Origin of the sequence: Micromonospora sp. CPCC 206171 (assembly GCF_036906755.1) — a bacterium.
GTDB classification, from domain to species: Bacteria; Actinomycetota; Actinomycetes; order Mycobacteriales; family Micromonosporaceae; genus Micromonospora; species Micromonospora purpureochromogenes.
Genome location: NZ_JBAKHT010000037.1, coordinates 26,629 through 51,363 on the forward strand (window position 1 = coordinate 26,629; position 24,735 = coordinate 51,363).

Consider the following 24,735-nt stretch of genomic DNA (forward strand, 5'->3'; position numbering starts at 1 on the left):
TCGGACCGGCACGACGCCAGGTCCGGGCCGGCGGGGTCAGCGGGCGGCGGGCTCCGCGGCCGGAACGGCGGGGATGCCGGTGACGGCTTCGGCGCGCGGGCGGCGCCGGCCGACCAGGCCCTGCGTCACCGCGACGCCGAGCAGCACCACCAGGGCTCCGACGGGCTGGTGCCAGTTCAGCCGCTCGTCGAGCACCACCGCGCCGATCAGCACCGCGAAGATCGGGATCAGGTAGGTCACCGTGGAGGCGGTGCTCGCACCGGCCACCCGGATGTTGCGCAGGTTGATCACGAACGCCAGCCCGGTGCCGAGGGCGCCGAGCGTGAGCACGCTGCCCACCACCGGCGCCGACAGCTCGGTCGGCACCGGCGGCGCCCCGACCAGCAGCGGACCGACCACCGCGAGCTGCGCCGTCGCCACCAGCAGCTGCGCTGCGGAGAGCGACAGCCCGGAGTACGCGCTGCCGGCGATGAACTTCTTCTGGTACGGGATGGCCACGCCGTAGCAGGCCGCCGCGCCGAAGCACATCAGCTGGCCGGTGAAGTGCGAGCCGCCGACGCCCTCCCAGACGCCGAGCACCACCAGCACGCCGAGGAAGCCCAGCCCGAGCCCGACCGCCCGGCGCGCGGTCAGCCGCTCGGTGCGGAAGGCCAGCACCGCCAGCGGCAGCACGATGAGCGGCGTGGTGGCGTTCCAGATGCCGGCGAGCATCGACTCGACGCGCTGCTCGCCGTAGCCGAAGAGGGTGAACGGGAGCGCCACCCCGAACGCGGCGACCACGACCAGGTGCGCCCAGACCCGGGGCTCGCGGGGCAGCCGGTCGCGGAGCACGGCGAGCACCACCAGCAGGGTGAGCGCGCCGGTGGCCACCCGGTAGAGGGTGAGATGCAGCGGGTGCAGCTCCTCGATGCCGACCTTGATGAAGAGGAAGCTCGCACCCCAGATCGCGGCGAGCGCCAGGAAGCCGGGCAGCCAACTGCGCAGCGGCGCCCGGTCAGGGGTCACATGGGTGGTCACCCCTGACACTCTGCCGCAGGGGTACGACGATGTCCCGCGAAAATCGGACGCCGTGTCGACCGCCACAGCGGTCCCGCCACCGCGCCGTCGTCGACCGGTCGAGCCGGCGCGGGATCACCCAGGAACCCCGGCGGCGCACCGTCGTTGATCAGCCGGGAGGGGTGAGGCGTTGATGCTGCTGACGCGCGGGTCGGATCCGGTGCTCGACCTCGACGGCGGGTGGACGGTGCAGCGCGCGGAACGTCACCTGCGGGTCGGTGAGCTGGCCGGCGCCCGGCACGAGTGCGTCGACGGCCGGCTGGTGGTCACCCCGTTCCCGCCGGCCATCGAGAGCATCGCGATGGCGAGCCTGGCGAGCGCCCTGGTGCCGGCGGCCGAGGCGACCGGGCGGCACGTGCTCGGCCGGGTCAACCTGACCTTCTCGCCGACCTGCTGGATCCAGCCGGACGTCACCGTGCTGCACACCCTTCCCGCCACCGACGAGGAGGAACGGTGGGTGCCGGCGCAGCTGTGCGCCCTGGCCGTGGAGTTCGTCCGGCCCGGCGGGCCGGCGCCGGGCGGGGCGGACAAGCGGCGCCGCTGCGCCGAGGGCGGCGTGCCGTACTTCATGCGGGTGGAGATCGGCGGCTGGATGCGCCGGGTGGCGGTGGAGCTGTTCGGCCTCGACGGCGACGGGCACTACGTGCGCACCGCGCGGGCGGTCGGCGGGCAGCGGCTGCGCGCCCGGTCGCCGTTTCCGATCGACGTCGACCCGGCGCGACTGCTGCCCCGGACATGCCAAACACGCTCGACATCAGGGTCGGTCGGTCACGTAGGGTCGCAGCGTGGGACGAATCGATGACCTCGCGAACCGCTACGTGGCCGACTGGGCCCCGCTGAGCCCGACCGGCGCCACCTACGTCGGCATCGCCGGCTACGACGACCAGCTCGACGACCTCTCCCCGGCCGGCTACGAGGCCCGGGCCGAGCTGACCCGGCGCACCCTCGCCGACCTCGACGTGACCGAGCCGGACACGGAGACCGAGCGGACGGCCAGGGAGGCCATGCAGGAACGCCTCGGCCTGGACCTCGCCCGGTACGACGCGGGTGAGGTGACCAGCGAGGTCAACGTGATCGCCAGCGGGCTGCACGAGATCCGCATGGTCTTCGACCTGATGCCGACCGAGGGTGAGGCCGCCCAGGCCAACATCGCCGCCCGGCTCAACCGGTTCGCCACGACGCTGGAGGGCTACAAGACCACCCTGCGCGAGGCGGCCGCCGCCGGCCAGATCAGCTCGAAGGTGCAGCTGGTCGAGGTGGCCAAGCAGTGCGACGTCTGGACCGACCCGGACGGCGACAACTTCTTCCACGGCCTGGTGGAGCGGCTCGGCGTGGAGGGCACCCTCGGTGCCGACCTGCGCCGGGGCGCCGCGTCCGCCACCGCCGCCACCGCCGAGTTCGGCCAGTTCCTCCGCACCGAGCTGGCCCCGCAGGGCCGGGACAAGCAGGCCGCCGGCCGGGAGCGGTACGAGCTGGCCTCCCAGTACTTCCTCGGCGCGAAGGTCGACCTCGACGAGACGTACGCCTGGGGTTTCGCGGAGCTGGCCCGCCTGGAGGCCGAGATGCGGACGCTGGCCGCGAGGATCGTCGGCCCGGGCGCGACCATCGACGAGGCGGTGGCCGCGCTCGACGCCGACCCGGCCCGGACCATCAAGGGCAAGGAGGCGTTCCGGGACTGGATGCAGGCGCTGGCCGACAAGGCCATCAGCGACCTGCACGGCACCCACTTCGACATCCCGGAGCAGGTCCGCCGGATCGAGTGCTGCCTGGCGCCGACCAGCGACGGGGCGATCTACTACACCGGGCCGAGCGAGGACTTCTCCCGCCCTGGGCGGATGTGGTGGGCGGTGCCGCAGGGCATCACCGACTTCTCCACCTGGCGCGAGGTGACCACCGTCTACCACGAGGGCGTGCCGGGGCACCACCTCCAGGTGGCGCAGACGGCGGTCCGGGCCGAGCTGCTCAACCGCTGGCAGCGGCTGCTCTGCTGGGTCTCCGGGCACGGCGAGGGCTGGGCCCTCTACTCCGAGCGGCTGATGGACGACCTGGGCTACCTGGAGGATCCGGGCGACAAGCTCGGCATGCTCGACGGGCAGGCCATGCGGGCGGCCCGCGTGATCGTTGACATCGGCATGCACCTCGAGCTGGAGATCCCGAAGGACAATCCCTTCGACTTCCACCCGGGCGAGCGGTGGACGCCGGAGCTGGGCTGGGAGTTCATGCGGGCGCACTGCCGGGTGCCGGACGAGAACCTGCGCTTCGAGCTCAACCGCTACCTGGGTTGGCCGGGGCAGGCGCCGTCGTACAAGGTGGGCGAGCGGATCTGGCTCCAGGCCCGCGAGGAGGCGAAGGCCCGCAAGGGTGCCGACTTCGACCTCAAGGAGTTCCACCGGCAGGCGCTCGACCTCGGCTCGCTGGGGCTCGACCCGCTGCGCAAGGCGCTGGCCCGCCTCTAGGGCCTGCGTCAAAGCCCTGACCGGCCTGCGGCGGGCCCAGGCGACGCGGCTCGACCGAGGGCTTTTGGCACCGGCCCTGGGTGCGGTGCCGGGGGCGGGCGGGACGGCCCGCCCCCGGTCACCAGGGTGGTGGGACGAAGGTCAGGGGAGAGTGAGCTTCAGCGCCGGCCGGGCGGTCAGCGTGTTCGAGTCGACGAACGCCAGGTCGATCACCGGGTCGGTGAAGGTGACCGAGATCGGCAGGGTGACCGGGATGCCGTCCGGGAACGGCAGGTCCGGCGTCAGCGTGATCTTGATGCCGAGCAGCCGGCCGACGAAACGGGTGGCGTAGAACGCCACGTCGCCCTGCACGGTGAGCCGGTCGGTGACGTACTGCTGGTTGCGCCCCGCCGGGCCGTCCGCCACCAGCTTGAAGTCGTCGGTGACCGCCTTGCTCATGCTGAACTTCAGCGCCTTGAGCGTGCCGTTCGCGGTCGGCAGGTCGACGATCCCCTCGAACCGCAACGAGCTCATGGTGACCGAGGAGCCGGTCAACTTGGACGGCTGCTGGTCCACCGTCGGCTGCCCCGGCTCGGGGGCGATCCGCGGCAGCAGCTTGCCGGGCTCGACCTGGCCGGGCCGGCTCGGCTGACTCGGCCGACTCGGCGCGCAGCCGGTACGGCTCGACGTCCGACCGGTGGGGGTCGGACTGGCGGTCGGCGCGGCCGCCTTCGCGCTCGGTGTCGGGCTGGCCGAGGGGCTGGCGCTCGGCTCCTCACGCCCGCCCCCGGTGAAGAGGTCACCGATCCCGCGCAGGATGTCGCCGAGCACGCCGCCGTCGCGGGTGGGGGTCGGCGACGGGCTCGCGCTGGCCGACGGCGTGGCGGTCGGCGCGCTCCGGCTGGGGGTGGCGGAGGGGATGGCGGCCGGCGCGGACGGGCAGGTGGTGGTCGCGGCGGGAACGGGGACCGCCGGGGCGGCCTGCACCGATGACGGGCGGGTGGCGACCAGCCCGGCGGCGGAGAGGCCGAGCACCACCAGCGCCATGGCGAAGTAGCGCGGGTCGCGGGGCCCGGCCGGCGGGGCGTCGTAGCCGGTCGGAGCCGGGGCGGGACGTTCCGGCTCGTACGCCGGCGCGCCGCCGCGCTGGTGGGGCAGGGTCGGCAGCAACTCGTCCGCCAGCGTGGGGTCGTCGGATCCGGCGGTGTCCCGGTCCTCGTCACCCGGGGCGTCCACCGCGGTGGTGGGGGTATCGGTCGACCGGATCGGCGTCCAGGCGAAGCCGAGGGCGCTGCCGACCATGCCGAGCAGCAGGCCGACGAAGAAGCCGCCGAGGTTGAGACCCATCAGCGAGTAGATCGTGGTGACCGCGGCGACGATCGAGTAGAAGAGCCGCTGCCCCGGGCTGAACCAGAGCAGCAGCCCGCAGGTGAGCAGGATGACGGGGATCAGCAGCGAGTAGAGCCCGGTGGCTCCGGAGTGGAAGCTCAGGCCGTTGAGCGTCATCCGGGTGGAGGCGAACATCTCCACCCCGGCCAGCGCGGTGAGCAGGCCGCCCCAGAACGGCCGGGTCCGTCGCCAGCGGCGGAACCCCCGCCAGGCCCGGCCGAGGCCACCGGCGCGGACGTGTTGCGGTTCGGCGGTTGTCACGTACTCCTCCTCCTGGCGGAGCGGGGGAACGAGGGACCGGGACGTGGCCCGCGGCGCGTGCCCGCCGCGGGCCACGCTTCAGCTCAGAAGCATTCCTTGCCCTTGGCGGCGTCCCCGACGTTGACCTTCAGGCGGAGGCCGGTCAGGTTGAAGGTGGCCGCCGTGGTGTAGCGGGACACCTGCTCCAGGCCGGTGATGGTGACGTGCTGGGCGTCCTGGCCGAACGAGCCGGCCTGCGCCGACGCGTTCAGGTCTTTGGCGTCGCGGCCGATCCTGATGTTGGTGAACGTCGCGTTGCCGTCCAGGCTGTCCATCGCGATCAGCATGTCCTTGGCGGTCGCCGGCTTGTCGTCACCGGCGTTGATGGTGAGGACCACCGGCAGGCCGGGCAGGTCGGCCCGGACCGACTGGCAGAGCTTGTACAGCTCGGCGCTGCTGATCTCGGAGAGGGCGACGGGGTGGACCTTGCCGTTCTTCTCCTTGACGATGCCGCCGTACTGCTTGAAGCCGTCGCCCTCCAGGCGCTCGGCACCGATCTTGAAGGTCTGGCCGGAGACGGTGATGTCGGACGCGATGGCGCCGGACTGCATGCCGAACAGGACAGCGCCGGCGGCTGCGGTCGCGGGCACCATCATCGCGGCGAAACGCCGCCACCGGGTCCGTCCCGGGTTCTCGATCCGATCCTGCACGGGTTCCTCCTGGGTGGGGGGCGGTGCTCTTCGGGGTGGTGGTGTGTGCCGGTCGGTGGACGGGGGGCGTTGCGGGCCGGGCCATGTCACCTGTTACCGGCGGGTAACGAACGTGCGCATGATGGTGCACCCGGTGAGGCGTGGGTCACAAGACCCCACCTACGGTCCCGTAACTTGTGGACCACCCGCAGATCGACTGTCGTCACCCACGGTGGAACGAGACCCCGGACCCACGATCGGATCAAGCCCTCAAAAGGGGCATTCCGCCGCCGCATCGGTGACTCAGCGCAGTCAAACCATCGACAAGTTACGATTAAGTAACAAGTGCCGAGCGTGACGATGCGAACGCGAAAAGAGAGGGCGGGTCGACGAATCGACCCGCCCTCTTCGGAGTGCTACCGCGTCAGTGCTTCTCCCGCTCGCCCGACGCCGGCCGCTGGGCCGGCACCGTCGGCTCGTCGTCCGCGCGCCAGTTCGTCGACGCGGGCGGGATCTCGTCGGTCAGCGGTCCACCCTCGGCGGACTGCCGGTTCTCCACGGACTCATCCTGTCGCGTCGGCGCCTCGACCGGCGCCGGGGCGTCGTCCGCCCGGTGACGCGCGGCGGCGGACGCCCGGCGGCCGGCGATGACCAACCAGAGGCCCACCAGCAGCAGCAGCGCGCCGAGGACCGCCAGGGCGATCGGGAGCGTACGGCTGATGAGCTGGAGCTTGTCCCGAGTCTCCCCGGCCGACTTGGTGCTGTTGGCGATGGTCGCGTCGTCGTAGACGAAGTCCGCGTCCAGCAGGGTGACGGTGCTGCCCTGGTCCGGCACGAAGGTCTTCTTCTGCTGCTCGCGCACCTTCACGAAGTTGCCGCTGGTCGGCTCGACCCAGATCGTGCGGGTGTTGGTGTAGGTGACCTTGCCGGTGGTGGCACCCGGTGCCAGGGCGTTGGCCAGCGCGGTGAGCGAGCCGGCCGCCGTGTTCAGCTCGGTCTCCGGGATCGTCTGCACGTACCGGTACGCGTCGGTGCCGTTGACCTTCTCGGTGCCGTCGAACTCGATCGGCAGCCCCTTGCGCAGGTCACGGTCGAAGTAGACGTAGTCCTTCTTGTCCGCGTTGAAGGGGAACTTGTAGGTCTGCCCCTCGAAGGTCACCGAGTCGTTCTCGCTGGCCTCGCCGTCGGTGTCGAGGAACTGCTTGTCCCATTTCCGCGCCGCCGCCGTCTCGCGGTCGAGCGCCAACTCGGCCGAGTACAGGCTGACGTCCGAGTTGTTGTCGGTGCGGACCACCCGGCCGTACGCCTGCCAGACCACCGCCTCGCCGGCCAGGTCGCCGGTCATCTCCTTCTCGGTCGTCGACGCCTGCGGGACCACCTCGGTGGTCGCCTTCAGCGTGCCGGTCTGGATCGTCGGCTTGCCACCGACGACCTGCATGAACGTGGCGTTCTCGGCGACCGCGACGCTGGCTTTGAGGCAGCCGTCCGGCTTGCCCTCGGCGTTGCAGAACGTCAAGTCGTACGGCAGCTTCGTCACCGACGGAGCCACGTAGTAGGCCGTTCCCGCAGCGACTGCGAGAGACAAGACGCCGATGCCGAACAGCACGGCACCCAGGCGAGCCTTCACTGATCCTCCCCAACAAAGACGGTCAGCCGGTGTCCGGCGAGCGGTCGGTCTGTAAAACTGGGCCGCACGTTACTCCCGAGTCACATATCAACGCGACCCTCTGGACGGCTGATGTCTGCTCCGATCCCCGATCAGGTTCTGCGGCGACTGCCCGCGCTCGACGCGGTCCGGGTCATCGGCGCGCTCGCCGTCGTCGGTCACCACGTCGGTTTCGCCACCGGACGCAACACCGGCGACGCCGCCTTCGGCGCCTGGTTGTCCCGGCTCGACGTGGGTGTCGCCGTGTTCTTCGTCCTCTCGGGGTTCCTGCTCTTCCGGCCGTACGCACACGCGCAGGCAACGTACCAGCGTCCCCCCGCTGCCGGTAGATACCTCTGGCGGCGCGCCACCCGGATCCTGCCCGCCTACTGGGTGGCGGTGGTGGTCTGCCTGCTGGTGCTGCCGCACAACCGGGACGCGACGACCGGCGACTGGCTGCGGCACGCCACACTGACGCAGATCTACCAGCACGGGCAGCTCAAGCACGGCATCAGCCAGACCTGGAGTCTCGCCACCGAGGTCACCTTCTACCTGCTCCTGCCGATGCTCGCCGCGCTGCTGCTGGGCCGGCGCCCCCGCCCGGACCGGGTGTCCAGGATCGCGGTGGCCGCGCTGGTGGTGACCGGGGCGTGGGTCGCGCTGATGCACCTGGGCCTGCTCAGCCTCGGCCTGCACACCATGTGGCTGCCGTCGTACGCCGGCTGGTTCGGCGCCGGCATGGCGCTGGCCAGCGCGCACGTCGCACTGCGCACCGGCACCGGTGTCCGCTGGCGGTGGCTGGACGACCTCGGCCGCGCCCCGCTGGCCTGCTGGGCGATCGCCCTGGCCGCGCTGGCCGTCGCCACCACCCCGGTCACCGGCCCGCGCGACCTGGCCGAGCCCACCGCCGGCGAGTTCGCCACCAAGCTGGTCCTCTACCTGGTCGTCGCGGTCATGCTGATCATCCCGGTCGCGTTCGGCCCGCAGACCCGCACCAAGAGCGTCTTCGACAGCGTCCTCGGCCGGTGGCTCGGCCGGGTGTCGTACGGGCTCTTCCTCTGGCACCCGTTCGTGCTGGAGGGCATCTACCTCGTCGACGACCGGCCGGAGTTCACCGGCGACCCGCTCGGCACCTTCGCGCTCACCGTCGCCGGTGGGCTGGTCCTCGCCGCGGTCAGCTACTACGCGGTGGAGAAGCCCTTCCAGCGGTGGGGCGCTCAGTGGCCGCGCCGGAAGCGGCGCAGCACCAGCGAGAGCCAGAGCAGCGTGACGGTGGCGACCGCGGCCAACTGAGGCTGCCACGCGGTGTGCCCGCCACCGGTCGCCACGAACCACCCGGCGACCGCGAAGCAGGCCACCGGCAGCCAGCGCACGGTGCCCCTGCGCAGCCGGTGCATCCCGCGCCGGTCCGGCGGATGCAGGTGCGGCTCCAGCATCCGCCCGGCGAGCACGCCGACGAACACCAGCAGCGCCACACCGACCGCCGCCGGACCGCCCACCAGCAGCAACGCGCCGCCACCGACGAGCGCGGCGAGGAACCGGCCGCGCCGGCGGCGGGCCACGGCGGGCACCCGTGCCGGAGTACGCCTCGACGGCAGCACGGCCAGCACCGCGATCCCGGCGAGCAGCACCGCCCCGGCGCCGAGCGCCAGCACGTACCCGTCGTCCGGGGCGAAGCGGAGCTCCACCTTCCCGCGGTATCCCGCGGGCACCAGCCAGCCCTGCTGCCAGCCGTCCACCACGAACGGAGTCAGTGTCTTCCCGCCCGCGGTGGCGACCCAGCCGGCGTTCGCGTTCTCCCGCAGGGCCAGCACCCGCTCGCCGGCGTAGCCGGTGAGGTGCAGGTCCCGGCGGGTGGCGGACCAGCCGTCGATGCGTACCGCCGTCCGGGTGGCCGCCGGCTCCCCGGTGCCGGCCGCCGCACCACCGGTGGCCCCCGGCGTCGCCCCCAGCGGGGTGAGGGTGAGCTGCGTCGGCACGGCGAGGCGAGTGCCCGCCGCCAGCAGCCGGGTCTCGCCGAGGGCCAGCTGCAGCGGCTCCCGGGCGCCCGGACCGCAGAGAACGGCGTTCACCTCGCGCATCTCCAGCAGGTCGCGACGGTTGGCCACCAGCGCCGTCTGGCGCTCTTCGCCGGCCACCGAGACGGTGGGGCCGCTGCCGCAGGGCAGGACGACCCGCTTGAGGGGGTCGGCCCGGGTCACCGGGGTGGCCGGCAGCACGGTCAGCTCTCCCACCCCGACCGACAGGTTCCGGGTGAGCCGCCGGTACGGGTCGTACGAGCGGGCGGGGACGATGTCCGAGATCAGCACGGTGATCTCGTCGCTGCGCAGGGGCCGGTCGAAGAGGATCGTGCCGCCCGCGTCCAGCGCCCCGCCGCGCATTCCCTCGTCGCCGATCACGGTGACCCGCCACGGGCGGGCCGCCGCCGCGGTGGGCGGCAGGGCCATCCGCAGCCCGGTGATCGTGCGCGGCTTCGGCCAGGTGATCCGCAGCCACGGCTGCTGGTCGGAGTCGGCGGCGTACCAGGTGGTCGAACCGTCACCGTCGACCACCGCACCGGGCCGGGCGGCCGGGTCGGGCACGCCGACGGTCGAGGCGGCGATCGTCGGGGTGACCCCGGTGGTCACTACCGCCGCGCCACCGGCGTCGAGCAGCGCGTTGAGTGCCGCCCCCGGCCTCGGCCGGGCCCGGAGGGCGACCTGGTAGCCGGCGGCGACCGGCAGGTCCACGGTGCGGTCGATCTTGTCGGAGTCCTCGGAGGTCCGCACCAGCCCACCGTCGCAGATCGGCCGTCCCCGGTCGAAGACGCATGCCGGCACGGACGGCGCGGCGGTGAGCACCATCGAGGCGGGCGCGTCGGTGGCCGGCGGGGACGGCAGGACGAGGGTACGGGCTGCCCGCACGCCAGGGATGGTGAGCTCGGAGATGCCCACCCCGCCGAAGCCGGCCCGCACGTCGAAGACCTGCTCGACGGTGACCCGGACGACCCGCGTCGGGTAGCCGTCGGGCAGGGCGACGTCCAGGACCCGGCCGGAGGTCTCCACCGTGGTCTGCTGCCGCCCGGCGGTCACGGTGACCTTGGTGGGCAGCGAGTCGGCCCCGGTGTCGAAGGTGATCCGCAGGTTGCGGACGACCTGGGGCTGGAGCAGCTCCACCTCGAACCACTGCCCGGTCGCCACCGTGCCCGGTGCGGACCGCCAGGACGTGCTCAGGTCACCGTCGACGGCCGCGTACGGCTGGTGCTCGGGGCGGGCGCCGCCCAGCGGCTGCGCCTGCGACCAGGCGCTGGACGCGGAGACCCCGCCGATGCCGAGGTACCGCACCACGGTCGACGCCGCATCGCCCCAGTCCGGCAGGTAGTCCCGGGCCGGGGCGTCGAGGCGGGGCCGCTCGCCCGGGGTCAGGGTGGCTGAGGCGTTGTCGTGCTGCTGCCCGAAGGCGACCTCGCGGCGGCGCAGCCCGTCGGTGAGCGTGACCGGCGTGTCGCCGAGCTGGGCCGGACGGTCGCCGGCGAGCACCGTCGGCGCGTCGGAGAGCCGGCCGGACGCGGCCAGCGGCAGCAGTGACTCCGCCCCGCCCACCACGGTGGTCACGTCGTCCGCGTCGTACGCGACGACCGCGTCGACGGAGCGGCGTACCTCGAACACCTCCAGCGCCCGGACCTTGGCGTCCAGACCACGGTCGACGAAGTTGCCGGGGAGCCAGCCACCGCCGACCTCGGGCCCGAACCCGCGGACGGGGGCGATGCCGGGCGAGCGGAGCAGCGCCTGGCGCACCACCACCGGCTGGGTGGCGCCGCTGCGGCCGTAGTCGAGGTCGGAGCGGAGCAGCAGGTATCGCACTCCGGAGCGGGCGAGCAGGTCGGCCAGGCCGGCCGAGCCCTGCCCGTTGGCCAACGCCGACTCCACCGCGTCGAGCAGCCGGATGGTGCCGGGCGGAGTGAGCGGCACCGAGCTGCGCACCGCCCAGGGGCGTTCCAGCAGCGGTTGGGTGATCTCGTCGCTCGGGCTGCCCCAGAGGTAGCGGGGGAACCGTGCGGCGGGCACCACCAGCACGCGGTCGTCGCCGACGTTGCGGTCCAGCCAGGTCGTCGCCGCCTGCCAGTATCCGGGGACGTCGCGGAAGCTGCCCGCTGCGGCCAGCCCGCCGCCGAGCGCCGGGGCCGCCACCGCGCCGACCGCCACCAGGGCCGTCCCGGTGACCAGGGCGGCGCGCAGCCGGACCGGCTGCAGGAGGCGGGGCAGCAGGGCGGCCAGCTCGGGGCGGTCCCCGGTACGGGCGGCCCGCAGCACCAGCCCGACCAGGTGGGCCAGGCCGAGGATGAGCGGCAGCCGGAGCACCACGTCGAACTTGTGCACGTTGCGCAGCGGCGCGCCCGCCGCGTCGAGGAAGGTGCGTTGGGTCTGCGCGCCCAAGCCGTCGAGCTGCCCGACGTGGCCGAGCCCGACCAGCGCCAGCCCGACCAGCAGCCCGGTGACCAGGAAGCGCCGGTACGGCATGCCGCGCCGGGCCAGCCCGGCGATGCCGAGACCGGCCACCACCAGCGTGGCGACCACCAGCGGCTGCTCGGTGGCCAGCCGCCAGCCGGCCGTCCACGGCGGCCCGTACGCCCCGTTGAGGTACGCGTGCCAGTGCGACGCGCCGCGCAGCACGGTGGTGGTGTCGGTCGGCGCGGTGGTCACCGGCGCGGTCTCGATGTAGTCCAGGAAGGGTGGGCTGAACCGGCCGAGCAGCAGCAGCGGCACCAGCCACCAGGCGGTCGCCGCCGCCACGGCCAGCCCCCAGGCGAACAGGGCCTTCACCCGCAGCCGGAACGGATGCAGGCCGACCAGCCAGAGCGCGGCCAGCGGCACCACCGCCAGCACCGCGGTCGCGTTGACCCCGCCCGCGCAGGCCACCACCAGCGCCGACCGGGTCACCGCCCGGCGCACCGACGCCCCCCGCGCCAGCCCGACCAGCGGGACGAGCACCCAGGGCGCGATGGCGCTGGGCCACGCCTCGACCGAGATGGGGCCCAGCTCGGTGAGCAGCCGGGGGGAGAGCGCGAAGGCCACGCCGGCGAGCAGCCGGGCCCACGGGGTGCCGATGTGCAGTCGCTCGGCGAGCCGGACCACGCCGGTGCAGGCCACTGTCATCACCAGCGCCCACCAGAGCCGCTGCACCACCCAGGCGGGCAGGGCCAGCAGCTTGCCGGCCAGGAAGAACGGGCCCATCGGCCAGAGGTAGCCGTACGCCTGGTTCTGGAGCTGGCCGAAGGTCCCGTCCGGGTCCCAGACGTGCAGGGACCGGGTCAGCCATCCGGCCGGATCGATGGCGAGGTCGACCTTGGTGTCGATGACCACCAGCCCGGGGTCCTGGAGGAACGCGAGGGCGGACAAAGCCACACAGACCGCGACCAAGCGAAGGCGCCACACCATTCTCGGCGTGGTGTCCGGCCTCTCGGCCGGCCCCGGGCGGCCCGGCGACTGCAGCATCTCGTCTCCGATCGGGCATTGCGGCTTTCGTGACGCAGCCCATAGTGTGACGCGACTGTGAAGATTACTCGGCAGTAGGAGTGAGCGTTGGAAGCACCGGCTGCCGCCACCACCCGGCACGTACTGTTCCTCAACTGGAGAGACACCCGGAATCCGGAGGGCGGCGGATCGGAGGTCTACGTCGAACGGATCGCCGGGGAACTCGTCCGGCGCGGTCACCGGGCGACCCTGCTCTGCGCCACCCACACGGCGGGCCCCGCCGAGGAGACCACCGCCGACGGCGTACGGGTACTGCGCCGCGGCGGCCGGCATACGGTCTACCTGCGCGCCGCCCTGGTCTACCTGGCCGGCGCCCTCGGCTTCGGCCCGCTGAGCCGCCGGCAGGGCGGCCGGCCCGACCTGATCGTCGACGTCGGCAACGGCCTGCCCTTCCTCTCCGCCCTCTACGCCCGCCGCCCGGTGATCGCGCTGGTGCACCACGTGCACCGGGAGCAGTGGCCGGTGGTGCTCGGCCGCTGGCTCGCCAGCTTCGGCTGGTGGGTCGAGTCCTGGCTCGCCCCGCGCGTCTACCGCCGCTGCCAGTACGTCACGGTCTCCGCCGCCACCCGCGACGAGCTGGCCGGCCTCGGCATCGACCCGGCCCGGGTCGCCATCGTGCACAACGGCACGCCCGACATGACGGTCGGGCCGGTGACCCGCTCACCGCAGCCCTCCCTGGTGGCGCTCGGCCGGCTGGTCCCGCACAAGCAGGTCGAGGTCGCACTGCAGGCCCTCGCGCAGCTCGGCGACGAACTGCCCGGACTGCACCTGACCGTGGCCGGTCAGGGCTGGTGGGAGCCGCAGCTGCGCCAGCTCGCCGCCGACCTCGGGGTCAGCGACCGGGTCCGGTTCACCGGCTTCGTCACCGACACCGAGAAGCGGGAACTGCTCGCCGCCGCCTGGGTGGCGCTGACCCCGTCGCTCAAGGAGGGCTGGGGGCTGACCATCGTCGAGGCCGGCGCGGTCGGCACCCCGACGGTGGCGTTCCGGGGCGCGGGCGGGGTCGAGGAGGCGGTGGTCGACGGCGAGACCGGCCTGCTCGCCGACGACGTCGACGACTTCGTGGCGAAGGTACGGCTGCTGCTGACCGACGACGCCTACCGCAGCACGATGGGGGAGGCGGCCCGCGCCCACGCGGCCCGGTTCACCTGGCCGGTCTCGGGCGAAAAGTTCGCGGCCCTCGTGACGAGGGCCGCGAACGTGCCGGCGGGAGCGCCGGTGAAGCAGATGGAGCAGTCCTACTTGTTGCCGTAGATCAGCGGCAGGTTGGCACCACCGTCGCCGCTGCCGCCCGACTCGGTACGGGCGGCCTGCTCGGCCTCCGCCGCCTCGGACGCCGTCGTGCCGGTCAGTGTGGTGGCCAGCGCCACGGTGCCGAAGGCACCCAGAGCGATCGCGGCGACCGCGACCAGAACCAACGAGAGAGCACTGCGCATGGCGCTTTCTTCCTCCTCCTGAGCTGCGTGCGCGGGACGTTACCACCAAGTAGTCAGCGCCGGGAGGGCCGCGAGGCCGATCAATGAGGGCCCGTACGGCGGCCGGGTCAGCGGGCGGCGGGATTCTCGTAGAGGCTCAGCTCCGGTCCCGCGTACACCTCGCGCAGCCCGGTCAGGGCCGCCGGGTCGACCGGCCGACCCCTGGCGGTCCGCTGCACCACCACCCAGCGCACCCCGGTCGCGGTGACCGGGCCGCCCGCCCCGAGCACCCGCCCCACCTCCGCGGCACGCTGGTTCTCGCCGCTCACCTCGGTCGTACCCACCCAGAGCGTGTCGTCGACCAGCACGTCGGCGTCCACGTAGCGGGGCAGCGGGTCGAGCACCGTCCGCCCGCCGTTCCACGGGTAGGCCCGGTAGGCACCGAACGGCAGCGACAGGACCTCCCCCGGCTGCCCGTCCAAGCGCCGGGCGACGGCGTCCCAGTCCGCCGGGTACTGCACCGGCCGCAACCGGCCCGCCGCGCCGAACGCCAGGTCCGGCATGACCACCACCGGCAGCAGCAACGCCGCGCCGAGCAGCGCCCGGCCACCAGCCACCGCACCCCGGGTGGTCACCATGGCGGCCAGCCGCTCCGCGCCGAGCGCGCCGGCCAGGACCAGCAGCAACGCGTACGGCACGAGGAACTTCTGCCCGTCCCGGAGCAGCCCCGCCCCCGGCACCGTGGCGACCGCCCAGCCCAGCAGCGTGGCGAGCCCGGGCAGCACGCCGAGCAGCGCGGCGAGGAATCCGCCGGCGGCCAGCACCGCCAGCCGCGTCGCCACCCCCGCCGGCCAGCGCCGCCGCAGGGTCCGGAAGCCGAGCACCGCCAACGCCAGCAGCAGCACCGTGGCGACCGGGGCCAGCGGGGAGGACCGGCTCACCGGGGTGGTCTGCGCGTTCCAGATCCCCCCGGTGCCGGCCAACGCGCCCAGCACCCCGCTCCAGTTCTCCGCCCGGGCGGAGAAGGCCGCCACCCCGTCCGGGTCCGACCGCGCGTCCGCTCGCGTCAACGCGGTCACCAGCAGCCAGGGCAGGTTCAGCAGCAGCACCGCGCCCACGGCCAGGGCGGCCAGCCGGGCCGCCCCGCGCCGGGCGACCAGCACGGCGACGGTGACCAGGGCGACCACGCCGCCGGTCGGGGTCACCACCGCCGGCAGGGCCGCCAGCACCAGCCGGCGCAGCGCCTTCGGCCGCTGTTCGGGTACGGCGACCGCGGCGGCGACCAGCCAGGGCAGCGCACCGTACGCCAACAGCAGCCCCCAGTGCCCGATCAGCAGCCGCTCGGCCAGGTACGGCGTCCAGGTGTAGCCGACCGCGGCCACCGCCCGGGTGGCCGGGTGCCGCGCGGGCACCAGCCGGCCGGCCCCGATCGCGGCCGTCAGCAGGATCGCGGCGAGCGCCACCCGTTGCAGCAGCCAGCCCGGCGCCACCTGGCTGGCCAGCGAGATCAGCGCGTCCAGCGGCACCGCCCGGGGCAGCGACTCACCCGGGGCGACCAGCTCGGCCCGCCACGGCTGGTCCGGCACGAACACCATGTCGTAGCTCAGCACCAGACCGGGCGCCGCCAACGGGGCCAGCACCGCCACGGTGACGGCCAACCCGGTCGCGACGAGCATCGACCTCTCCCGCAGGGTTGACCTCCTCACTAGGCTGACCCGGCAAAAGGGCGCGCCGGCGTGGCGACACTGTACGCGCGCCCGGGCAGGCCCGGCGGAGCCGGCGACACGGGGCGGACATGGTGACAGGGTCGGACGACGAACAGGGCCGCGCGGCCGGGCTCGGCAGGGCCGGGGTCGCCGTCACCCTGGCCGGCGTCTTCGTCAACGGCCTGGCGTACGTGGTGCCCGTCCTCGGTGCCCGCCACCTCGACCCGGCCGGGCTGAGCGCGCTGGCCACCCTGCTGGCGCTCGGCGCGATCGGCGGCGTCGCCAGCACCGGCCTGCAGATCGCCGTGGCCGTGCACCGCGCGCGGCACGGGCGGGCCGCCACCACGCGCCCCACCCTGGTCACCGTATTTGTCACCGCCGCACTGCTGGCCGTGGTCCTCCCGGTCTCCGCCGTCGCGCTCCGGCTGACCGGCCCGGCGGTGCTGCTGCTGGGCGTGCTCACCGTCGCCGTGGTGGCGGCCGGCCGCTGGCTCGGGGAACTCCAGGGCGACCAGCGCTTCCTGCGCCTGGCCGTCGGGATGGCGCTGCTCGCCGCCGGCCGGTACGGCGGCATGATCGCCGGGCTGGCCCTCGGCGGCGGGCTGACCGGCGCCCTGCTGGCCGGCGCGGTCACCTCACTGCTGGTGCTGGCCCTGCTGGTCCGCCTCAACCGGGGGGCCGGCATCGACCCGGTCTCCCCGACGCTGGACTCCCGTACGGTGCTCACCGCCAGCGGCGCCACCCTCGCCATGCTGGTCGTCTCGTACGCGGACCTCCTGCTGGCCCGCCGGTACCTCCCGCCGGACGCCTCCGGCGTTTACGCCGTCGGCACCGTACTCACCAAGGGGGCGCTGTGGGCGCCGCAGGTGGTGACCGTGATCGCCCTGCCCCGGCTGGCCAAGGGCGACCGCCGTACGCTGCTCGCCGCGCTGGCGCTGGTCGGCGCGGCGGGCGCAACATTGGTGCTCGCCACCGCGGTCGCCGGCGGCCTCGCCTTCGGCCTGGCCGGCGGCGCCGAATACACCGCCTACGGCCGGTACGCGCCCCTCTTCGCCGCCACCGGCGCCCTGTACGCGCTGGTCTTCGTCCTGATCAATGCTCGGGTGGCGGCGTCCACGCGGTGGCCCTCCGCGCCGATCTGGGCCGCCACCGTCGCGTTCGTCGGCGCGGTCGCCACCGTCGTGCCGCACTCCGTCGCCGGGATCGCGGGCGCCGCCCTGGCCACAGCGGCGCTCACCACGGTGGTCACCGGGGCGATGACGATCCGCCGCGAACCGGACAGCACGTCCACTTCGACCCGTCCGGCCCCTACCGTGACGTCCGTGGGTCATGACACCCTGCGAGGTGGTTGACCAGTAGACGGGGGTTTCTGGTGGCGGTGGCCGACACGGGCCGAGGGACGGCCGGTGCCCGCCGGTCATCCCGCTGGCTGCTCGTCCTGTACGTGATCTGCCTGCTGGCGGCGACGCCCACCGGCGCACCGCGTCCGGTTGCCGGCAGCGGCCTCTCCGCCGACCGGCTGACCGCCCTCTTCGACAGCTACGGCGACACCTCCGGCCGGTGGACCGGCGCCGACCGCACGACCTCGGTACGGCTGCCCGACGGCCGGCTGCTCTGGCTCTTCTCCGACACGTTCCTCGGCCCGGTCAACCCGGACGGCTCGCGCCCGCGCACCGCGCCATTCGTCAACAACTCGGCGGTCGTGCAGCACGCCGACGGACTGGACGAGACCCTGCACGGCGGCACCCCCGACGAGCCGCGCGCCCTGATCCCGGCGCCGTCACCCGGGGAGTTCCACTGGATCGGTGACGCGCAGGTCGTCGGCGACACCCTCCAGGTGCTGGCCAACCGCTACCGGCGCACCGGTGCCGGCCCGCTCGACCACACCCTGCTCGGTACCTCGCTGGCCACCTTCGCCCTGCCCGCGCTCACCCCCACCGGGGTCCGACCCCTGCCCCTGGACGCCCGGATCTCCTGGGGGTCCAGCCTGCTGCGCGACGACGGCCACACCTACGTGTACGGCACCGAGGCGGCCGGCCAGTCCAAGTTCGCCCACCTGGCCCGCGTACGCGGGGACGACCTCGGCGGCCCGTGGGAGTTCTGGACCGGCGGTGGTTGGTCCACCGACGGCCGCGCCTCCGCCCGGGTGCTCAGCGGCGTCGGCACGGCCTACGGCGTGCAGCGGGTCGACGGGCGGTACGTGCTGGTCACCCACGAGAACAACCTGGTGTTCAGCGCCGACCTGGTGGCCTACTCGGCCGCCACGCCGACCGGCCCGTTCGACGGCCCCGACTACCTGTACCGCGCCCCGGAGACCGCCGCCGGTCACCTCGTCTACGACGCCGACCTGCATCCCGAACTGGCCCGCCCCGGCAAGCTCCTCGTCTCCTACAACGTCAACGACGTCGATGACGCGGTCACCTACGCCGACGCCGGTGTCTACCGCCCACGATTCGTCGAGGTCGACTGGCCGCGCCCCCGCCCCGACCGCGCGGACGTGCCCCCCGCGCCCACGACCCTCACCGCCCGACCGGGCGGCGCCGGCACCGCTGAGCTGACCTGGCCCGCCGTACGCACGGACAGTGAACTGCACTACCAGGTGCACCGCCGGGATGTCACCGCCGGCCATACCCACTTCGTCCGGATCGGCGAGCCGACCGCTGAGCCCCGCTTCTCCGCCGACTTCCTGGTCGACCGGCACGACTACGAGTTCCGGGTCACCACGGTCGGCCGGCGTGGCGAGAGCGCGCCCTCGCCGACCGGCCGGATGACCGCCAGCGTGCCGCCCCCGCCCCCGCCGACCGGCCTGCGCGCCCAACCCGGACGCTCCGGGGACGTCACCCTCACCTGGAACCCGATGCCCTTCGTCCAGCTCTTCCGGGTCCGGCAGCGTGACCTGACCACCGGGGAACGAACGTCGATCGGCACGTTCACCGGTACCCACACCACGGTCGAGTTCCTCCAGCACGCCAGGACGTACGAGTTCACCGTGGTCGCGGTCGGCGGCGGCGGCGACAGTCCGCCCTCCCCGCCGGTCCGCGCGACCGCGGTCGTCACACCCCCGGCCGCCCCGACCGGCCTCACTGCCATGGCGCGACCGGACGGGAGCGTCCGGCTGACCTGGCGGACACTCGGCCGCGGGGTCTCCTACCGGGTCCACCGACGCGACGTCAGCTGGGAGCAGGCGTACGCGCCGCCGGCGCTGGAGTCCGAGGCCAGCCACGTCGCCCGTCACCTGGAGCACGGCCGCGAGTACGAGTTCACGGTCAGCGCGGTGAACAGCGGTGGCGAGAGCCCTCAGGCCGACCCCGTTCGCATCCTGGCCCGCTACGCTCCGCCGGACGCCGCCCCGCGCGACGTGCGCGCCGAGGCCGGGCCGGGGAGCGTCAAGCTGTCCTGGCGCTCGTCCGTGTCGGGCGGCTGGCACCGGGTCTACCGGCGGGACCTGACCGTCGGGGAGCGCGACTTCACGGAGGAGGCGATTCCCACCCAGGGCACCCGCACCACAGTCGCGGGTTTGCGCAACGGCCACGAATACGAGTTCGCGGTGGCCGCCGCCAACCAGGGCGGCCCCGGCCCGCTCAGCGAACCCGTCCGGGCCACTCCGCGGCTCCCCACGCCGACCGGGCTCACCGGAACGGCCGGCGGGAACGGCGAGGTGCGGCTGAGCTGGGTGTCGGCGGGCCCGGGCCTGGCCTACCGGGTGCAGCTGCGTGACGCCACCGCCGGCGAGACCTGGCGGACCGATCCGTACCCGGTGCACGACACCCGGCACACCGCAGCGCTGCTGATCCGGGGCCACCGCTACGAGTTCCGGGTGGCCGCGACCGACGGGAAGACCGACGGGAAGACCAGCGACCCGGTGTCGGTGGAGGTCCGGTGATCCGGCTCAGTCGCCGGCGGCGAGCCAGCTGCCGAGCAGGTGGTGGTCGATCGAGTCGGGCCGGCCCAACGGCCGTCCCTCGGCCGCCCGGCGGCGCAGCTCGTCCCGGGTGAACCAGCGCGCCTCCAGCAGCTCCTCGCCGTCCACCCGGACCTCCTCGGAGGCGGCGGTGGCCCGGAACCCGACCATCAGCCCGGCCGGGAACGGCCAGGCCTGCGAGCCCTGGTACGACAGCGCGGAGAGGCTCACCCCGGCCTCCTCGGCCATCTCCCGGCGGACCGCGTCCTCCAGGCTCTCGCCCACCTCGACGAACCCGGCCAGCGTCGAGTACGACCCCTCCGGAGCGCCGGCGTGCCGGGCCAGGAGACAACGGTCGGGCGACCCGGGCGCCTCGACCAGCACGATGATCGCCGGTTCGATCCGCGGGAAGAGCAGCCGCCCGCAGCGCGGTCCCGAGCAGGCCCGCACGTGCCCGCCGTCGCGTGCCACCGTGGCCGAGCCGCAGCTGCCGCAGTACCGCTGCTGCCGGTGCCAGTGCAGCAGCCCGCGCGCGTACGCCTGCACCGCCGCCTGGGCCGGGTCGAGCCAGGCGACCAGGGCGCGCACGTCCGCGGTGGCGGCCGCGCCGGCCAGCTGGGCCGCCTCGGGCGCGGTACGCCCGGAAAGGTCCACGGCGAACACCGGAGCCTCGCCGTCCAGCCCCAGGAAGACGGTCTCGTCGGCGGCGACGAGCACCTCGGGGGCGTCGGCCGGGCTCAGCCGGACCGGCGTCTGGTCGGCGGCGACGAGGCAGTGGTCCCGCCAGAGCGGCAGCAGCACGGCCCCGGGATCGGTCAGCCGGGCGGAGACCCAATCCCGGTTGCCGCGCAGCGCTCCCGCCCGGTCCAGCCACCCGCCGCCGTACGCCAGCACCCGATCCGCCACCCGCACACCGTGCCACGGCGGCGGGAGGGCCGGGTGAGCGGGGGCCGGCTGCAGGTTGCCGCTGGTCCGACTCGGCGCGAGGGGCTGACAGCCGCGCCTGCGCATCCATCGTGGGCGACGACACCGGCCGCGCTGCGCTGGTCTGGCCGTCGGCGACCGCGAAGCCGGTCCGGCTGCCGGTGCCCGCCGGCACGTCGCTGGCCACGGCCCGCGACATCGACGAGGACGGCACAACGGTCGGCACCAGCAACGATGAGCGGCCGTACGTCTGGTTCCCGGACGGCACCCACCGCGAGCTTCCGATGCCACGCATCGACGGTGTGCAGACCGCGGCCGCCCGGGTCTCCAGCATCCGGAACGGCTGGGCGACGGGGGTGGCCGGCCGGTTCACCCGCGGGGGTAAGAAGGGCACGAAGGCCGAGCGGGCGAACAGCGCGCGGGCGGTCCGGTGGAACGTCCGCACCGGGGAGGTACGCGTTTTCGGGGAGTTGCAGGGGATTCCGGACGAGGTGAACGCGCAGGGCTGGCAGGTCGGCACGGACAAGCAGGGCCGCGCGGTGCTCATCGCCGACGCCGAGCCCGTGGTGCTGCCGGCTCTGGCCGGCGGACAGCCGACCGCCGTGTCCAACATCGCGACCACGTTGAGCGACGACGGGCGCACTGTCGCCGGACAGTCGGACGATGCGACGGACACGATCCAGGCTGTCGTGTGGCGCTGCCGGTAACGGGATCCGACAGATCTTCGCAATCGGTCGGTTTGTAGGGCAAGGCTCATTACGTAAAGGACCAGGAGATCCCCGGAGAGGGCCGACCCGGCCGGGGCCGGCCCTCTCGCCGGCGTTCCCGGGGACACCCGTGCCACCGCGGCGGCAGCCCGGGCGAGCGGGGTCGACACGCGGTGACGATATTGACCGGCCCGCACGATGTCGTCCGGCCGAGAGTTGGCTACCGTAGGTGTCTCTCCGGGGGCCCGCAACCCCCCAAGTGGTACGTCCCGATAGAGGTGGCTGTGACCCTGTACGGCGACAAACGTGTCTCCGACGACCGGCCCACGGTGCAGGTCACCGCGGTGACCTGGCCGGGCGACGAGCCGGAGCCGACCGGCAGGCCCGGCTCGGGCTGGTCACGGTCGCGCCGGGGCCGGCTGCTGCTCGCCGGCGGCCTGGCCGCCGTGGTGCTGGCCGGGGTGGGCGGTGCCGGTGCCTACGCGTACGCCGGGGACGTGCCCCGGGGTACGACCGTGCTCGGCGCCGAGCTCGGCGGCCGGAGCCGGGACGAGGCGGCTCGGGAGCTGCGCGCCGAGTTGGAGCGCCGGGCAGCCACCCTGAACGCCCCGCTGACCGTGCTGGTGGGGGAGCAGAAGGCGGAGATCAGGCCGGCCGACGTGGGCCTGGCCATCGACGTGGAGGCCACGGTGGCGGCGGCCGCCGAGGCCGACGCGCACCCGGTGAGCCGGCTGCTCGGTTCCCGCACGGTCGACCCGGTGGTCACGGTCGACGCCGACCGGCTGGACGCGGCGCTGCGCGGGGTCGTGGGCAAGCAGGGTCGCGAGATGACCATGCCCGCGATCATCTTCACCGGCACCACCCCGAAGCCGGTGTACCCGAAGCCGGCCCTGTCGGTGGACCGGGAACACTCGGCCCAGGTCGTCAAAGCGGGCTGGCTCGCCGGCGACCAGGTGACCGTGCCGCTGGTGGAGAAGGCCCCGGCGACCACCGCCGAGGAGGTGGACCGGCTGGTCGAGGAGCTGGCCCGACCGGCGGTCGCCAAGCCGGTCACGCTCACCACCGACAAGGGCACCGTGACCATCCCGCCGGCGGCGATCGCGCGCGGCCTGCGCTTCTCCACCGACGAGGCCGGCAAGCTGACCCCCCGGGTGGACGTGAAGCGGCTGCGCGCCGCCCTCGGCGACAAGCTGGCGTCGATCGAGTCGCCGCCGAAGGACGCCACGATGACGATCTCCGGCGGCAAGCCGAAGATGGTGCCCGGCCGCGCCGGCCAGCAGCTCGACTCGGCCGCCCTCGGGCGCGACCTGCTCGCCGTCCTGCCCAAGGCGGACGGGCGGACGGTCAGCGGCCAGCTCAAGCCGGCCGAGCCGGAGCTGACCGAGGCGAAGCTCGGCGCGCTGGGCATCAAAGAGCGTGTCTCCACCTTCACCACCCGGTTCCCCGGTGGTCTCTCCTCGCCGCGCAGCCAGAACATCGTCCAGGCGGCCAAGGACGTCGACGGCACGGTGGTGAAGCCGGGTGAGACGTTCTCCCTCAACGGCCACACCGGCGAGCGCGGGTACGACCAGGGCTACAAGGACGCCCCGGTGATCGTCAACGGCAAGCTGGTGCCCGGCGTGGGTGGCGGCGTCTCGCAGTTCACCACGACGCTGTTCAACGCCACCTACTACGCGGGCCTAAAGGACGTGGAGCACAAGCCGCACTCGTTCTACTTCAGCCGCTACCCGGCGGTGATCGAGTCGACCATCTTCTGGCCGGACCTGGACTTCAAGTTCCGCAACAACACCCCGCACGGCGTTCTGATCGACACCTCGTACACGTCGAGCACGATCACCGTGTCGATCTGGAGCACGAAGATCTACGACAGCGTCAAGACCGAGTACGGCCCGCGCCGCAACATCACCGCGCCGAAGACGGTCCACCTGGAGCCCGGTCCGACCTGCATCGCCGCTGCGGGGAGCGCGGGGTTCAGCCAGGACGCCTTCCGGGTCATCAAGAAGGACGGCAAGGTCGTCAAGCGGGAGAAGTTCAGCTGGACCTACGACGCCGAGCCCCGTTTCATCTGCGGCCCCGAGCCGTCCTGACCCCGGGCACGACGAAGCCCCGCCGGCTGGTCGCCGGCGGGGCTTTTCTGTCGTACGCCCGCTCAGGGCCGCGCCTCGGCCAGTCCCTGCCGTACGCCGTCGGCATCGCGGTCCGTGCCGTAGACGGGGGTGTCGGGCTGCTGGCGCCAGCTCTCGTCGAGGGTGCCGGCGTCGACCGGGTCGAAGCCGAGCGAGTCGACCAGCTGCATCACGAGCTGCTTGGCGTCGGCGTCGTCGCCGGCCACCGGCAGGCCGATCCGGTCGCCGGCGCCGGCCGGGCGGCCGTTGTCCATCAGGTGCTGGGCCTGAATGTTGTTGAAGGCCTTCACCACCCGGGCGCCCTTGAGGTGCTCGGCGGTCCACCGGCTGGAGCTGAGGCTGCGGTCCAGTAGTTCGGGGATGTCGCCGTCGCGCTGCGGGTAGTAGTTGTCGGCGTCGACGACCACCTTGCCGTCGAACAGCTCCGGGGCGAGCTCGGGGACGGCCAGCAGCGGGATCGCCACGATCACCAGCTCGGCGTCCTGCACGGCCTGCTCCAGCGTGCCCGCGGTGGCGCCGGTCTCCTGCGCCAGGTCGGTGAGGGTCTGCGGCCCCCGCGAGTTGGCGACCGTCACGTCGTGGTCGAGGGCGCGCAGCCGCCGGGTGAGGGTGCCACCGATGTGCCCCGAGCCGATGATTCCGATCTTCATGACCACTCCTGCCTCCGCCGGTCCCGACGGTCAGTTCCGGTCGTACGGTGAAACAGGTACCCCGACCGGTCCGCACCGATTGCGGACGAGGCGTACTCCACGTCACGTTTCCCGCCATTACGGCGGGGGACCACGCGGCGGCGCGGGTCCCGCACCGACGGTACCGAGAAGACGTGGGTCACCCGGGCGATTCGCCGAACGAGGGGCAGGTTGATTTCCGGGGGTGGATATACCAATCAGGGCCACCCCTTGAAAGGGGTGGCCCTGATCGAATGGTTGTCCGGCGGTGTCCTACTCTCCCACACCCTCCCGAGTGCAGTACCATCGGCGCTGGAGGGC

17 protein-coding genes are annotated in these 24,735 nt (G+C 73.6%); 8 read left to right on the forward strand and 9 right to left on the reverse strand.

Annotated features, from left to right (window positions below):
- Positions 1 to 36: 36 nt before the first annotated feature.
- Positions 37 to 1,017, reverse strand: a complete 981-nt coding sequence (locus V6U89_RS27655; RefSeq protein ID WP_334575358.1) for a DMT family transporter — start codon at positions 1,015 to 1,017, stop codon at positions 37 to 39.
- Between the two features lie 172 nt (positions 1,018 to 1,189).
- Between V6U89_RS27655 and V6U89_RS27660 the strand changes: the two genes are divergently transcribed.
- The gene (locus V6U89_RS27660; RefSeq protein WP_334575362.1) at positions 1,190 to 1,858 is read left to right on the forward strand and encodes a Uma2 family endonuclease; all 669 of its coding nucleotides are present in this window, start codon (positions 1,190 to 1,192) and stop codon (positions 1,856 to 1,858) included.
- Positions 1,842 to 3,512 (forward strand): DUF885 domain-containing protein, encoded by a 1,671-nt coding sequence (locus V6U89_RS27665; protein WP_334575364.1) that lies wholly within the window; start codon positions 1,842 to 1,844, stop codon positions 3,510 to 3,512. The genes V6U89_RS27660 and V6U89_RS27665 overlap by 17 nt, the downstream gene beginning before the upstream one ends.
- A gap of 141 nt (positions 3,513 to 3,653) precedes the next feature.
- Here the strand turns inward: V6U89_RS27665 and V6U89_RS27670 are convergent, their stop codons facing one another.
- The 3 genes from V6U89_RS27670 to V6U89_RS27680 form a co-directional block, all read right to left on the reverse strand.
- Entirely contained in the window at positions 3,654 to 5,141 is a 1,488-nt protein-coding gene (locus V6U89_RS27670; RefSeq protein ID WP_334575368.1) for a DUF6114 domain-containing protein, read from the reverse strand.
- 83 nt (positions 5,142 to 5,224) lie between these two features.
- Positions 5,225 to 5,830 carry a DUF6230 family protein gene (locus V6U89_RS27675; protein WP_334575373.1) on the reverse strand — a complete coding sequence of 202 codons (606 nt, stop codon included), beginning with the start codon at positions 5,828 to 5,830 and terminating at the stop codon, positions 5,225 to 5,227.
- Positions 5,831 to 6,233: 403 nt separating this feature from the next.
- Complete coding sequence (locus V6U89_RS27680; RefSeq protein WP_334575377.1) at positions 6,234 to 7,436, reverse strand: DUF3068 domain-containing protein; 1,203 nt, start codon at positions 7,434 to 7,436, stop codon at positions 6,234 to 6,236.
- Between the two features lie 111 nt (positions 7,437 to 7,547).
- On the opposite strand from V6U89_RS27680, the gene V6U89_RS27685 reads away from it, so the two are divergent.
- Positions 7,548 to 8,747, forward strand: coding sequence for an acyltransferase family protein (locus V6U89_RS27685; RefSeq protein WP_334575379.1), 1,200 nt, complete (start codon positions 7,548 to 7,550; stop codon positions 8,745 to 8,747).
- Here the strand turns inward: V6U89_RS27685 and V6U89_RS27690 are convergent.
- Positions 8,672 to 12,838: an alpha-(1->3)-arabinofuranosyltransferase gene (locus V6U89_RS27690; protein ID WP_334575383.1), complete on the reverse strand. Its 4,167-nt coding sequence runs from the start codon at positions 12,836 to 12,838 to the stop codon at positions 8,672 to 8,674. The two genes, V6U89_RS27685 and V6U89_RS27690, sit on opposite strands and share 76 nt — an antisense overlap.
- Before the next feature lie 177 nt (positions 12,839 to 13,015).
- On the opposite strand from V6U89_RS27690, the gene V6U89_RS27695 reads away from it, so the two are divergent.
- Positions 13,016 to 14,221, forward strand: coding sequence for a glycosyltransferase family 4 protein (locus tag V6U89_RS27695; protein WP_334575388.1), 1,206 nt, complete (start codon positions 13,016 to 13,018; stop codon positions 14,219 to 14,221).
- On the opposite strand, the gene V6U89_RS27700 is transcribed toward V6U89_RS27695, so the two are convergent.
- Positions 14,206 to 14,403, reverse strand: coding sequence for a hypothetical protein (locus V6U89_RS27700; RefSeq protein WP_334575393.1), 198 nt, complete (start codon positions 14,401 to 14,403; stop codon positions 14,206 to 14,208). The two genes, V6U89_RS27695 and V6U89_RS27700, sit on opposite strands and share 16 nt — an antisense overlap.
- A 107-nt stretch (positions 14,404 to 14,510) precedes the next feature.
- Positions 14,511 to 16,058 (reverse strand): hypothetical protein, encoded by a 1,548-nt coding sequence (locus tag V6U89_RS27705; protein ID WP_334575397.1) that lies wholly within the window; start codon positions 16,056 to 16,058, stop codon positions 14,511 to 14,513.
- 119 nt (positions 16,059 to 16,177) lie between these two features.
- Here V6U89_RS27705 and V6U89_RS27710 point away from each other — a divergent pair, with 119 nt between their 5' ends.
- Together V6U89_RS27710 and V6U89_RS27715 are read left to right on the forward strand one after the other, a co-directional pair.
- A complete protein-coding gene (locus V6U89_RS27710; protein ID WP_334575402.1) occupies positions 16,178 to 17,440 on the forward strand; it encodes a polysaccharide biosynthesis protein in 1,263 nt (420 codons plus the stop codon).
- Complete coding sequence (locus tag V6U89_RS27715) at positions 17,437 to 19,971, forward strand: fibronectin type III domain-containing protein (RefSeq protein WP_334575404.1); 2,535 nt, start codon at positions 17,437 to 17,439, stop codon at positions 19,969 to 19,971. The genes V6U89_RS27710 and V6U89_RS27715 overlap by 4 nt, the downstream gene beginning before the upstream one ends.
- Positions 19,972 to 19,977: 6 nt before the next feature.
- Here the strand turns inward: V6U89_RS27715 and nudC are convergent, their stop codons facing one another.
- A complete protein-coding gene (gene nudC / locus V6U89_RS27720; protein WP_334575408.1) occupies positions 19,978 to 20,901 on the reverse strand; it encodes an NAD(+) diphosphatase in 924 nt (307 codons plus the stop codon).
- Positions 20,902 to 21,005: 104 nt separating this feature from the next.
- Between nudC and V6U89_RS27725 the strand changes: the two genes are divergently transcribed.
- Positions 21,006 to 21,620 (forward strand): hypothetical protein, encoded by a 615-nt coding sequence (locus V6U89_RS27725; RefSeq protein WP_334575412.1) that lies wholly within the window; start codon positions 21,006 to 21,008, stop codon positions 21,618 to 21,620.
- A gap of 278 nt (positions 21,621 to 21,898) precedes the next feature.
- A complete protein-coding gene (locus tag V6U89_RS27730) occupies positions 21,899 to 23,707 on the forward strand; it encodes a VanW family protein (protein WP_334575416.1) in 1,809 nt (602 codons plus the stop codon).
- A gap of 62 nt (positions 23,708 to 23,769) precedes the next feature.
- Here V6U89_RS27730 and V6U89_RS27735 read toward each other — a convergent pair whose 3' ends face one another.
- Positions 23,770 to 24,396 carry an NADPH-dependent F420 reductase gene (locus V6U89_RS27735; protein ID WP_442933995.1) on the reverse strand — a complete coding sequence of 209 codons (627 nt, stop codon included), beginning with the start codon at positions 24,394 to 24,396 and terminating at the stop codon, positions 23,770 to 23,772.
- Positions 24,397 to 24,735 lie beyond the last annotated feature (339 nt).